Source organism: Thermoactinomyces vulgaris, assembly GCF_003688725.1.
Classification (GTDB): domain Bacteria; phylum Bacillota; class Bacilli; order Thermoactinomycetales; family Thermoactinomycetaceae; genus Thermoactinomyces; species Thermoactinomyces vulgaris.
This window is the reverse complement of the sequence record NZ_REFP01000008.1, coordinates 75,841-89,035: the sequence shown is the minus strand read 5'-3', so window position 1 is coordinate 89,035 and position 13,195 is coordinate 75,841. Positions and strand designations below refer to the sequence as shown.

Sequence of the window (13,195 nt, the reverse complement as noted above, 5' to 3'; positions counted from 1 at the left end):
GTGCCAAATCCGCGGGTTGTGCGGGGTTCAGGGCCGGAAAGTGCCGGCATCAAAACGGCGGATCATGTTTTCTTCCGCCCGGTCCCCTTTCAGCACAACCGCAAAAGCCCAGTCGGAATGATTCTCATCCAAAGGCACCAAATAAGGATAAATTTCATTTTCTTTGATTCCTTTTAAATCTTTCCGGAAAACCGTCCAACGCTGGTCCTTTTCATTTTCAACCGTCAAATACAAATCGCCTTCCTGCTTATACGCCCGTGCATACCATCCGGCTTCTTTCTGCAGGATATACCGGTTGCCGGTCACTAACAAAACTGGTTTCACCGGCTTGTTGATCCGGTATCCTTTGTCGATCGTTTCTTGTACAATTTCCAGATATTCCACCATCTCATCGCCGTCTTTGGAATGCATTTTGGTTTCCAGCTTGCTTTTTTCCGGCAAATAAAGGGTTTGGACACACCGGCCGCTGTCCAATTGGTAAAAATCCATCCGAAACACTTGTTTTTCCTTTATGTAAGTTAAAACGGACAAATACCGGCCATCATCACTTCCGCCGTAAATATAGGGTTGATTTTGCAAGTAAGTTTGCACACCCGCATCCAAAAGCAAATCTTTGATTTTTGGAACCTCTTGATACAATTTTTCATAAAAACCCCAGTGATCCGTGGGGTCTTGTTGAATGCCGAAGAGAAACCCCTGGCAAGCCACACAGGCAAAAGCCATGAAAACCATCAAGAGCAGAAAATATCTTTTTGACACATCAACACCCCGAACCAGTCCGAAAAATCATCCATCCTTGTTCCCATTGTATAGCAAAATCAAACGGACAGACCTCCGGATCCATGCCAACCAAGTGTCGCCCCAACTTGCACGGTACCGGCTTTAATCTTAGCATATTAAATGTTTTTATTTATATCAACAAAATCCGGGCCGGAAGGACGACACCTTCACAAGCCCGGAAAAACGGATCTTTCCTGTTACACGATGCTGACTTGTCTGGAGGAAACAACAATCGGCCGGGGGACCCCTTGAACACAAGCAACCAAGGTGGCATCTCCCCAACGGTTCACATCGGCGACATAAACGTAGGTGGGATAACGGAATACATCACGAACCACCACACGGATCACCTGACCGACATATTGGCGCAACGTTTGAGGAGCGACGAAGGGACGTTGTTGCGGGGGTTGCTGCTGACCGGGGCTCCCCGGCCTTCCCGGGGGTTCAGGCCTTCTCTGCTCAATATATCCTTCATTTCCCATCCATCCATACGGATAATGATACATCCATCCTTCTCCCTTCATTGAAGATCTATTTTCTATCTATTCCAATCCAAACCGCTTCGTTTATGTATACACCCACCCGGCAAAAAACCGGGCATCAAAAGGGAAACCCTTTGTTTTCCCGCTTGTCAATCGTTATAATAGAAAGGAATTTTAAATGGAGGATCAGAGAGAACCATGCGACTGAGAAGAAACCCAGAAGCACCGAAAATTCTTTCCAATCACCCGATGGTTTTCCGGGTCACGGAAGAAAACAAAAATGAGTGGCAAGGCAAGTGGCGTACGCGCTTTCCCCATCCCGACAACCCCCTTTACGTGGAACTCGGGACCGGAAAGGGCCAATTTTTAGCCAAAGCTTCCACCCAATATCCCGATATAAACTGGATCGGCGTCGAAAAAATTCAGGAGCCTTTGTTAAAAGCCGTCCGAAAAGGAGAAGAAACCGAAAACCAAAACCTTCATTACATCTGGATGGATGTGGAATGGTTAAATGAGGTCTTCGGCAACGGGGAAATCAACCGCCTGTACCTTCACTTCAGCGATCCATGGCCTAAAAAGCGGCATACCAAAAGGCGCTTGACTCATCATCGCTTTTTGGAACGTTACCGGAAAGTATTGGCTCCCGGCGGTGACTTGATTTTAAAAACCGACAGTGTCAGCCTGTTTGACTTTTCATTGGAGGAATTTGCCGAATACGGCTGGGAAACGGTCGAAATGACGCGGGATCTGCACAACAGCCCCTTTCAGGCGGACAATATCACCACTGAATACGAAGAAAAATTTGTCGCCCGCGGCCTGCCGATCCACTACATTCGTGTCAAACCCGTCTGATCGTCCCATTCCTCCATTTTCCCTTCTGTTATTGACTTTTGTATGGAACCGGCTATAATAATTCCTTGTATGGCTCAAAGTTCCTGAAAAAGGGTTTTGAGGATAGCAAGCAAACGATAGGTGAAGGGATCACCCTCACTGATTCGCCTCACCGGGAACCGGTGGGTATCCGGCTTTTCGCCGCTATCCGGAAAGTGCGGGTAATTCGCGAATCAGCACCCTGTCATTTGCGAAAAACCAGCAAATGATGAAAGGAGCCAAAAAGTATGGCACGTTACACAGGACCTACTTGGAAATTAAGCCGTCGTCTGGGAATTTCTCTTTCCGGAACCGGAAAAGAGTTGGCAAAACGCCCGTACGCTCCCGGACAACACGGCCCGAACCAACGCAGAAAGCTTTCCGAATACGGAATGCAATTGCAGGAAAAACAAAAACTCCGTCTGATGTACGGCGTTAATGAAAAGCAATTCCGTAATCTGTTCAAACGCGCAGGGAAAATGAAAGGGGTCCACGGGGAAAACTTCATGAAGCTGTTGGAATCCCGTTTGGACAACCTCGTGTATCGTCTCGGACTTGCCCGTACCCGTGCACAAGCACGCCAATTGGTGGTACACGGCCACATCCTGGTCAACGGGAAAAAAGTGGACCGTCCGTCTTACCAAGTAAAACCGGGCGATGTCATCGGCGTACGCGAAAAAAGCCGCAACCTGCAAATCATCAAAGAAGCTTTGGAAGAACGCCAATACCTTCCGGAATATCTCACCTTTGATGAAAACAAAATGGAAGGTACCTACACCCGTCTTCCGGAGCGCTCGGAATTGCCGTCTGAGATTAACGAGACCATGATCGTCGAGTTCTACTCCCGTTAATCCGGCAAAACGGCATATGCGACGAAAAAACCCTGAAAGCCTGGATCCAGGCTTTCAGGGTTTTTTGGTTTTTTCGGCTCACTCCAAAATTTCGATATAACCCTCCGTGCCATTCACCCGGATCCTTTGTCCGTCCTTGATCCGCTTGGTCGCATTCTCCACCCCGACCACAGCCGGCAAGCCGTATTCCCGGGCAATGACAGCGCCATGGGTCATCAACCCTCCCACTTCGGTAACCAATCCTTTCACCGAGACAAAAAAGGGAGTCCAACCGGGGTCGGTAAATCTTGTCACCAAAATACCCCCGTCTTCCGGAACCGCGTCCTCCATGTTTAAAAGAACACGGGCCCGTCCCTCGACAATGCCGGAAGAAACCGGCAGCCCCAAAATTGCGTTGTCCGGGAGGTTTTCCCGTCGGTACCGGCCTTGGATGATTTCGCCATCGGATGTGATCACACGCGGAGGGAACAGTTTTTCATAGAATTGGTATTCTCTCTTTCGCCGGCGGATGATGCGTTTATCCAGCCTGCCGGTGCGCACCGCTTCGCAAAATTCATCAAAAGTGAGGTAAAAAACCTCTTCTTTATCCCGCAAAATCCCCTTTTGCACAAGCTTTTCCGCTTCTTTCAGCAAGGACTGCTTATAGATAAAGTAACGTTGAATGATACAGTACTTGGGATATTCCCTGAAGCCGGCGAGGTTTCTCAGCCGCTGGATCATCCGCTTGGTTTCCCTTGCTTTTTGCCCGCCATCCGGCAGTTCTTTCAACCGTTCCAATAATTCCTTTTCTTTTTTCAATGCTTTTTGCTTTCCTTGCTCGAACTTGCGTCTGCCGGCACCCGGCCCAAAGTTTTTGACGTGGTGCAAAATGACGGGAACCAATGTGACGGGCTTTTCGCTCCAACGGGTCCGGGTGATATCAATTTCCCCGGGACAACGCATTCCATGCTTTTCAAGAAAAGCATCGATTTTGGCACGGGCTTCTTTGCCGCCCTCCAACCGGATCATGTCATCCAAAAAAGAATCCTTTTTCACTTGTTGCAAATAATCCACAACTTGCGGATAAGGGCGGATCGCATCGGCCACCTCCAAAAGCTCCATTCCCATTTCCGACGTGATGTTGTTCGGCACTGATTGCGTCAATTGGTCGGCTGCGTGTTTTTCCCCCAGCCACTGTTCCATCTTTTCATTGATCCACATCGCAGCGTCCATCGCCGCCTGAATCAAATCGATATGGGAAGATAACTCCTTCCTCAGTCGTTTCAGATCATGCCGGATGTAATCAAACAACGCCGGTCCGGCTTTCTGTCGGATCTCTTGTTTACACTGTTCGACGGATGCCTGAGCTTTTCTCATTCGTTCCAAAACGACAGACGGATCGCTTGGAATGGAGGCCGGATCAGGCGGAGACGGCAGCGCTTGGCGTCCCGGTCCGGGATTGCGTCCTTTGCTATCCGGACAAGATCGGGTAAAATCCTCAAAAAAATTCTCCCGTTTGACAATGGTCATCAGCGCGTCTTTGATCAGCGGATCGTTTTGTCCGAGGGATTGGATCAAATGGTTTCGGCTTTCAGGCGAAGCCAGCATCGGCGTGACATCGACAAACAACCTTCCCCCTGCGGTCCGCATGGGCGCGGGCGTCGTTAACAGGAAAAAAGACAATCCCAACGGTTTCATGGCATCCGTCATCATTTGTTGATGCCCGACCGACACGTAAACGCGTTTTCCCCGGGCTTCCCCCTGCTTTGGAACAGGAAACAAAGTGGTGACGGGGCGGCTCTGAACAATATAAACGGTGCCGTCGGCCAGACACCATTCGATGTCTTGGGGACATCCGAAATGCGCTTCCAGCATCCTGCCGGTTTGCTCCAACTTCAACACTTGCTTTTCTGAAAGGACGGGACGGTTTTGCTTCTCCGGCGGGATCCCCTTTTTCTCCGTCCCGCCCTCTTTCCGTGCATAAACCGCCGACTTTTTGCAGGCAATCCGTTTCTCCGTGATTTTTCCTTCCCGCACTTTGTAGCTGTCGCCGGAAATTTCGCCGGAGACCAAGGCCTCCCCCAATCCGAAGCACGCATCCACCGCCAGCACCTTGCGGTTGGAAGTGACGGGATCGGCGGTGAACATGACACCGGAAGCATCAGGAAAAACCATCCTTTGAATCACAACAGCCGGCAAAACCTCCCGATGATCCCTCCCGTTTTTCATGCGGTAAATCACAGCCCGATCCGTAAACAGAGAAGCCCAGCATTGTTTCACCGACCGGAAAATTTCCCGGGTCCCCTTGACATGGAGCCAGGAAACCAGCTGTCCCGCAAAAGAATGGTCAGGCGAATCCTCGGCCGTTGCGCTGGAACGAACAGCATATGCTTCTTCCCTTCCAAACTTTTCAAGCAGGCGGTCCACCTCGTTCACCATCTCTTGGGGAAGGGTGGACTGCATGATCACTTTCCGGATCTTCCCACTGATTTCACCCGTTTGTTCAAGATCCTCATCTTTCAGCCGGGTGAGCCGGTCCAACAGCATATGAAAGGTTTCATTTGATGCCAAGGCCTTTTCAAAAGCGGCTGTGGTCACACAAAATCCTTCCGGCACGTGGATGCCTTGAATCTTTGAGAGCTCTCCCAAATGATATCCTTTTCCCCCGACAAGCCTGAGATGCGTTGGTTGGATTTCCTGAAACTCAAGGACATACGGATTCATCTCATTCCTCCTCCTGACGGCGTCACTGGAGGCGGATGGCCCGCGGGCACCATCCAACCTCCCGGACACGATCTCACTGGAACATGATGCACCATTTCCCCCCGAAAAAACAGTCTGATATTCTTTTTTCCGCCGTTGTATAATAAAAGTGGGAGGAAGATGCCGGTTTCAGGGCAGATGGATCCCTTGACGTTTTTGGAACATCATTTCGCCGGCGGTTTGAAATCGTGAATCCATTCCTTTATCTTTTAACCGGGTGTTCCCCCGGTTCCCCGGTTTGAATTCTCTGAAATTATGGACAAATATTAAGAATCATCCAAAATTTTTGATCTGCCTTCCCGCTCCCGCAAGCGGCATTCCCCGCTCCCGTTTGCTTCTGCACGACTTCCCGGCCCCTTTTCTTTTCAAGCATTCCGGGCTTTTCATTTTTTCCGGGTGCCCACAGACTTCCTCGCAACCATCCCCGCGGAAGCCCTGAACCGTTGCAAAATTCAAGCATAAAATATACCGATTTTAATCATATTTTCGTATTACTTTATACCAATATATATGTTAATCTTTGCTAATTTTTGTTAAAATATATATAAAGGAACCAATCATCCTCTGATTATTTCCCCTCTGTTTTTTGCTAATCTTTTCACCACCTGGACCTCATTTTCAAAAAGGTGAGGTGAGTTATGATGGCACCTCCGAAATTTTCATTGTATTCCCGTGTTTTGGTTTTTAACTACCACTCACAGCTTTTGCTTGTCAAACACCCGAAACGCGGTTGGGAGATTCCCGGCGGACGGGTGAGAGAAAAAGAATCCATTCGCTTGGCCGCCATTCGCGAAGTGAAGCAAAAAGCGGGGATGAACATCAAATTGATCAAATACTGCGGAGTTTTCCAGGACTTACGTTCACATAAATGCGAACTGTTATTTATCGGCAAACCCATCAGCGGACGGATTGCGGTCGGAGAAGAAGTCGATGATGCCGCTTATTTCCCTGTCGACACGGCCATGAGAATGATCAGCCAACGCATTGTCAAACAACAGATCATGTACTGCCTCCATGAAAAAAGACATCCATTCATCGTGGAATATTAAAAAAACCGGCAGAGCAGGCCATCCCCTGCTCTGTCGGTTCAATTTCGTTTCACCTTTGCAAATTTCCGCTTTCCGACTTGGACGACCATGCCGTCTTCCACTTGAATTTGCGCTTGGATGTCAGTGACTTTTTCCTGGTTGATCCGGACACCGCCCTGTTGAATCATCCGGCGACCTTCCCCGTTGCTAGCCACCAGACCCAGCTTGGACAAGAGGGCAACCACCCAAATCTTTCCTTGTTCCAAATCTTCTTCGGCCAATATCACTTCCGGAATCTCGTCCGGCAACGATCCCTTTTGGAAGACGGTCTGAAAATGCCTTTGGGCTTCATCCGCCGCTTCTTTTCCGTGATACATCCGCACCAGGGTATGCGCCAGCCGCATTTTCGCGTCCCGGGGATGCAATTTTTCTTGCTCCAGTGCTTGTTTTAACCCATCCAGCTCATCTACCGTCAGATCGGTCACCAACTCAAAATACTTGAGCATCAACTCGTCCGGAATGGACATGGTTTTTCCATACATGTTATTCGGCTCTTCATCGACGCCGATGTAGTTGCCCAAGCTTTTGCTCATTTTCTTCACGCCGTCCATCCCTTCAAGGATCGGCATCGTCAAAATCACTTGTTCTTCCAGACCGTATTCTTTTTGCAACTGGCGCCCCATCAATAAGTTAAATGTCTGGTCCGTCCCCCCGATCTCAATGTCACTTTTGAGCACCACCGAATCGTACCCTTGCATCAGGGGATAGAAAAACTCATGAATGCTGATGGCCTGACCCCTTTCGTAACGTTTGGAAAAATCATCCCGTTCCAACATGCGGGCCACGGTGCATTTCGAAGCGAGATGGGTCACATCGGCAAAAGTCAGCGGGCTTAACCAGTGACTGTTGAAATAAACTTCGGTTTTTTCCCGGTCCAACACTTTAAACAATTGGTCCGTATAAGTTTTCGCATTTTCTTTCACTTCTTCTTCGGACAACTGTTTCCGGGTTTGCGATTTTCCGGTCGGGTCCCCGATTTGTGCGGTAAAATCCCCGATCACCAGCTGAACCTGATGTCCCAACTCCTGAAATTCGCGCAGTTTATGAAAGACGACCGTATGGCCGATATGCAGATCCGGGGCGGTCGGGTCCAAACCCAGTTTGATTTTCAGCGGGCGGTTTTCTTCGATTGAGCGGGCCAATTTCTCCCGCAAATCTTCCAATGGCAAAATTTCGGCTGCTCCACGCCGGATCACTCTCAGTTGTTGTTCAGTTTTTTCCATGGTTTCGGCGGACCATTCTTTTTTTACTGACATACCTGTTCCCTCCTTAAGTAAAATAAAAGTAGGTCATAAAAAAACTCCATCCCTCATCAAAAGGGACGGAGATTGATTCCGCGGTACCACCCTCATTGGAAACCGGACGTTTCCCACTCATTTCGATAACGGACCCTGTCGTCCGTGCGCATGACACGCAAGCTCCCAAGTGTAATTCACCGCCAGGTTCCTGCCGGTTCGCAGCAACCACCGGCTCTCTGGAAGGAATGGTCTGGCGACTACTCGCTTGTTCACAGCTTTTTACACGTTATAATAACCAGATTATGCTATAATATTACCCTAGAATGAGGAGGGTATCAAGTGAATGAAAAGTAGATCAGCCCGATTTACAAAAAAACGAAAGCATCAACCGGTGATCAATGCGGTGAAACCTGGCCTTTACGGACTTGTTGCTTTCGTGCTGATCGCCGCTTTTTTTGCGGTCGGCACTGGTGCGGGCATTGTATCCGCCATGGTGAAAGATGAACCGGTGAGAGATAAAGAAGATTTTGAAAAAGCATTAAACAGCTTGTTTGAAAACAGTTATGCCTATTTTGCCAACAAAGATGACAGCGGAAATCCCATTCGCATCGGGGCCTTCCGGAATGAAGGGGATGTCCGGAAACTCATCAAGTCAGTAAACGATGTCAGCCCTTACTTGATCGATGCTTTTATTTCCGTCGAAGACCGCGATTTTTACAAACATCACGGGATTGTCCCCCGCTCGATCTTGCGGGCGGCTTACCAACAGATCACCCATGCGGACGTGACAACCGGCGGAAGCACGATCACCCAGCAATTGGTGCGACGGGTCATCCTGGAGAATTTCGAAAAAGACCTGGCGCGCAAATCCAAAGAAATCGTTTTGTCCATCCGGCTTGACTCCTTGTTGGAGAAAGACCAGATTCTCGTTTATTACATGAACAGCGTCTATTTCGGCAAAGGCGCCAACAATCAAAACTTGTACGGTGTACAGGCCGCAGCCAACGGCATTTTCGGCGTGGATGTCAAAGACCTGAATCTCGCCCAGGCCGCCTATCTTGCCGGGATGGTTCAACGCCCGAATGCATACAATCCATTTGGTGATCCGGATAATCTCCGTCGCGGTTTGGACCGGATGCGACTGGTACTGTCGGAAATGTTGGAGAACAAAAAGATCACGGAAGAACAATATCAGGAAGCGTTGAAGTTTGACATCAAGGGTTCCCTGGCCAAGCCCAGTCCGGACGCCAACGGGTATGCCAATTATCCGTTTATCATGTATGCGCTTGAAAAAGAAGCGGCCGAAATCCTGATGAAAAAAGACGGTCTGGATATCGAAAAACTGAGCCAGGAAGGCAAATACCGCGCCACCTTGCAAAAATACATTGAGCGGATCCAGACACAGGGATACCATGTGTACAGCACGATCGACAAAAACATGTATGATGCCGTCAACAAGGAAGCCACCAAACATCTCACCTTCCACACGCGCAAATACGGTGAGTTTGAAGACCATGAACAATTGGGTGCAGTGCTCATGGACAACCGCACGGGAGCCGTTCTTTCCTTTGTCTCCTCGTCTAACCGCGAGGGCAATCAAAAAGACCATGCTTTTGACGCTTTAAACCAACCCGGCTCCTCCATCAAGCCGTTGATCGTTTACGGACCGGCCATTGAACAAAAAGTGGTTTCCCCCGACACCAAAGTATTGGATGAAAAACTGGCCCGGGGAGACGGTTCCGGCTATTACCAAAATGCGAACCAGAAATATCACGGACCGGTTACCATCCGGGAAGCTTTAAAATGGTCCTACAACATTCCGGCCATCAAAGTGTTCAACCACTTGGGCCATGACACCGGCTTCGAGTATCTGCGCAAGCTGAAAATCCCGCCGCATCCAAATGACGGGGAATCAGCAGCCATCGGGGGGCAAACCAAAGGTTACTCCGTTGCCAGAATGACGGCGGCTTTTGCAACGTTTGGAAACCAAGGGAAATACAATGACCCCTACATAGTGGAAAAAATCACCAATGCCGACGGGGAAGTCATCTATGAACACGAAAACAAACCGGAAACGGTCTTCTCTCCGCAAACCGCCTATCAGGTGACGGACATGCTTCGCGAGGTCGTCAAAGGAGGAACCGGTGTATATATCGGAAGCCGCATTAACGGTTTTGACATTGCCGGAAAAACCGGAACCACTTCCGAAGACCGGGACCTTTGGTTTATCGGTTACACACCGCAAATCACCCTTGGGGTTTGGAGCGGATACGATTACAACTTCCCGATGAGCCACAATGACAAATTCTCCAAACAAGCCTGGGTCAATATTTTTAAAGCCGCTCAGCAAGCAGCGCCTCAATACTTTGACAAAAATGCGCGCTTTGAAAACCCCGGCGGTCTTTTCCACGGCGTTCCGTGCCTGGAATGCGACCGGATAAACAAACATCAGGAAGACAAAGAGAAAGAAAACAAACAAAAAGACCCCAATGGCAATCCTGCGGATGATCCTTCACAAGGAAATCCGGATGATGGCACGAAGCCGCCCGATATTGTCCGTCCGCCGGATGACAAACCTTCGGATGGCGGTGGCGGAGACGACCCCAATCCTCCCGATGATCCCGGGGAGGAACCGGATCATCAGCACGGAAATCAGCCCGATCATCCCGGGCGCCCTCCGGGACAACGGGATGAAAACTGAACATCTGTTTGAAAAATCCCCTGATCTGGCAAAAAGATCAGGGGATTTTTCGCGGTCAAAAATCCATGAAAATATTGTCAAAAATTATATATGACTAGCAAGATAATGCCCTATGTTATAATAGGTCTCGTCAACATGGAGGGAGGGGATTGATGCATCATCATGAAACCATCTAACCATCCCGACGAGAGCGAACAAAAAGTGGGGAAAGAAGAAATATGAACAACAAGATCAAGCGTATTTTACTCGGCTGTTTATCAGTCATCCTGATTCTCTCTGTAGGAATCTTCGGGGCCGGAGCAGGCGTTGTTTCTGCTTTTGCCAAAAATGAAACGATCCGGACCAAAGAGGCTTACGAAAAGGAATTGACCGGCTGGTCGCAAACCAGTTACGCTTATTTCCGTTCAGAAGAGCAGATCGGTCGCATGATCGCACAAACGGACCGGAAACTGATCAAGAACATGGATGAAGTGAGCCCGTATGTTGTGGATGCCTTGGTCGCCACCGAAGACAGGGATTTCTACAATCATAACGGGATCGTCCCCCGCTCGATCTTACGCGCCATTTGGCAGCAAATCAGTAACAGCGGCGTGGAAACCGGGGGAAGTACGCTTACCCAGCAATTGGTGAAAAATGAGATTTTGGACAACACCAAAAAAACTTATGAGCGCAAAGCCTTGGAAATGATCAATGCCGTGCGTTTGGAACGTTTTTACAGCAAAGATGAGATTTTTGTAAAATATTTAAATAGTGTTGAATTCGGCCCCGGTGCTCACGGCACCCGGATGGTTGGTTTTGCCTCCGCCGCACGCGGGCTTTTTAATAAAGACATCAAAGAATTGTCCATTGCGGAAGCGGCTTATCTGGCAGGAATGGTGCAACGTCCCTACGACTACAACCCCTTTTATGGAAACACCGAACAAGAACAAAACAAGCATTTCCAAAAAGGGTTAAAACGGATGAAATATGTACTGGGGAAAATGCTTGAAACCGGCAAAATCTCGCAAGCGGAATACAATCAAGCCGTCAAATACGACATTAAAGCCCATCTTGCCAATGCATCGGATTTTCCAAATGCGTACGCAGAATACCCGTACATCATTACTTCCATTGAACGGGAAGCCGCGCAAGTTTTAAAAGAACTGGATCAGAAAAAAGGCAATAAAGTTCAGTCGGATAAAAACTACATCGATCAAGTTCGTCAAGGCGGATACAAAATTTACACAACGATTGACAAAAACATGTACGATGCTGTGAACGACGCCGTTTCCAAAATGCACATTCCTTCAAAAAACGGCCACAGCGAACAAATCGGTGCAACCATTATTGATAACAAAACCGGAGCCATTCTGGCCTTTGTCGGTGGCACCAGTTTTGAGAAATCCAACATTAACTATGCACTGAGCGCTACCAACCAGCCGGGATCCACCATCAAACCTTTGCTGGTTTACGGTCCGGCCATGAATGAAGGAATCATTTCGCCCAACTCCATCATTATTGACGAACCGATCAAAAAAGCCGGAAGCTCTGACAACTATGTCAATGCGAACGGAAAATATTCCGGACCGGTGACGGCCACGGTCGCCTTGCAAAACTCGCTCAACATCCCGGCCGTGAAAATCTTCCGGGAACTGGGAATCAAAAAAGGCTTTAAATACTTACGCAAGATGGACATGCCGCCCACCAAATACGATGGCGAAGCTTCCGCGTTGGGAGGCATGCGTGCAGGGTACACCGTTGCCGAGATGACAGCCGGCTTTGCCATGATTGCCAATAACGGAAAACATAACAAACCCCATTTGATTCAAAAAATCGTCGATTCCAATGGGGATGTGATTTACGAGTTTGAAAAACATCATCAGCCAAAAACCATTTTAAAACCGTCTGTTTCCTTTGAATTAACCAAAATGCTGCAGAAAGTGGTGACGGACGGAACCGGTCGCTATATCGGCTCCAGTCTCCCAGGGTTCACGATTGCCGGTAAGACCGGAACGACATCCAATTATTACGACCTGTGGTTCATTGGCTATACTCCGGAAATTTCCCTCGGGGTCTGGTCCGGTTATTCGGACGCAAATCGCCCGGCTGACAAAGATCTTTCCAAAACAGCTTGGGTCAAAATCTTTAAAGCGGCTCAGCAAGCAAGTCCGGATCTGATCAAACAAGGAAGCCAGTTTGAAAATCCGGGCGGACAAGTCAAGGACCAATGCTTTGAATGCCATAAGGTCCCGCAACAACCGCAACAGCCGGAGCAACCGGGGAACCCGGCACAACCCGGTCAGCAACCGGGAAATCCGGGACAGCAACCGGCACCTCCGCAACAACCGCAGCAGCCGGAACAGCCCCAACCGGGAGCGGAGCAGCCTCAAGAAGCCAGTACGTTCCTGCGTTACTTTTCACCAGAAAAAGACGCCACCTGAAAGTGGCGTCTTTTTTAGTGTTA

At 49.0% G+C, this 13,195-nt stretch carries 9 protein-coding genes and 1 other annotated feature; of the genes, 5 read left to right on the top strand and 4 right to left on the bottom strand.

The features are described from left to right. Window positions 1-27: 27 nt before the first annotated feature. Window positions 28-759 (bottom strand): hypothetical protein, encoded by a 732-nt coding sequence (locus ATH33_RS04690; RefSeq protein ID WP_037995635.1) that lies wholly within the window; start codon window positions 757-759, stop codon window positions 28-30. A 218-nt stretch (window positions 760-977) separates the two neighbouring features. Beyond that, window positions 978-1,286 (bottom strand): hypothetical protein, encoded by a 309-nt coding sequence (locus ATH33_RS04685; protein WP_037995637.1) that lies wholly within the window; start codon window positions 1,284-1,286, stop codon window positions 978-980. Window positions 1,287-1,460: 174 nt separating this feature from the next. Here ATH33_RS04685 and trmB point away from each other — a divergent pair, with 174 nt between their 5' ends. Beyond that, the gene (trmB, locus tag ATH33_RS04680; protein WP_037995639.1) at window positions 1,461-2,114 is read left to right on the top strand and encodes a tRNA (guanosine(46)-N7)-methyltransferase TrmB; all 654 of its coding nucleotides are present in this window, start codon (window positions 1,461-1,463) and stop codon (window positions 2,112-2,114) included. Between the two features lie 266 nt (window positions 2,115-2,380). Beyond that, entirely contained in the window at window positions 2,381-2,983 is a 603-nt protein-coding gene (gene rpsD, locus ATH33_RS04675) for a 30S ribosomal protein S4 (protein ID WP_037995641.1), read from the top strand. Between the two features lie 78 nt (window positions 2,984-3,061). Here the strand turns inward: rpsD and ppsA are convergent, their stop codons facing one another. Next, a complete protein-coding gene (gene ppsA, locus ATH33_RS04670) occupies window positions 3,062-5,686 on the bottom strand; it encodes a phosphoenolpyruvate synthase (protein ID WP_121874159.1) in 2,625 nt (874 codons plus the stop codon). Window positions 5,687-6,366: 680 nt separating this feature from the next. On the opposite strand from ppsA, the gene ATH33_RS04660 reads away from it, so the two are divergent. Beyond that, window positions 6,367-6,774: an NUDIX hydrolase gene (locus ATH33_RS04660; protein ID WP_037995722.1), complete on the top strand. Its 408-nt coding sequence runs from the start codon at window positions 6,367-6,369 to the stop codon at window positions 6,772-6,774. A gap of 38 nt (window positions 6,775-6,812) precedes the next feature. Here ATH33_RS04660 and tyrS read toward each other — a convergent pair whose 3' ends face one another. Continuing rightward, window positions 6,813-8,069, bottom strand: a complete 1,257-nt coding sequence (gene tyrS / locus ATH33_RS04655; protein WP_037995647.1) for a tyrosine--tRNA ligase — start codon at window positions 8,067-8,069, stop codon at window positions 6,813-6,815. A 58-nt stretch (window positions 8,070-8,127) separates the two neighbouring features. Continuing rightward, window positions 8,128-8,333: a binding site (T-box leader), on the bottom strand. Between the two features lie 61 nt (window positions 8,334-8,394). Here tyrS and ATH33_RS04650 point away from each other — a divergent pair. Both ATH33_RS04650 and ATH33_RS04645 read left to right on the top strand, forming a co-directional pair. After that, window positions 8,395-10,752: a transglycosylase domain-containing protein gene (locus ATH33_RS04650; RefSeq protein WP_049720467.1), complete on the top strand. Its 2,358-nt coding sequence runs from the start codon at window positions 8,395-8,397 to the stop codon at window positions 10,750-10,752. Between the two features lie 218 nt (window positions 10,753-10,970). Next, complete coding sequence (locus tag ATH33_RS04645; RefSeq protein ID WP_121874158.1) at window positions 10,971-13,172, top strand: transglycosylase domain-containing protein; 2,202 nt, start codon at window positions 10,971-10,973, stop codon at window positions 13,170-13,172. Window positions 13,173-13,195: the final 23 nt, after the last annotated feature.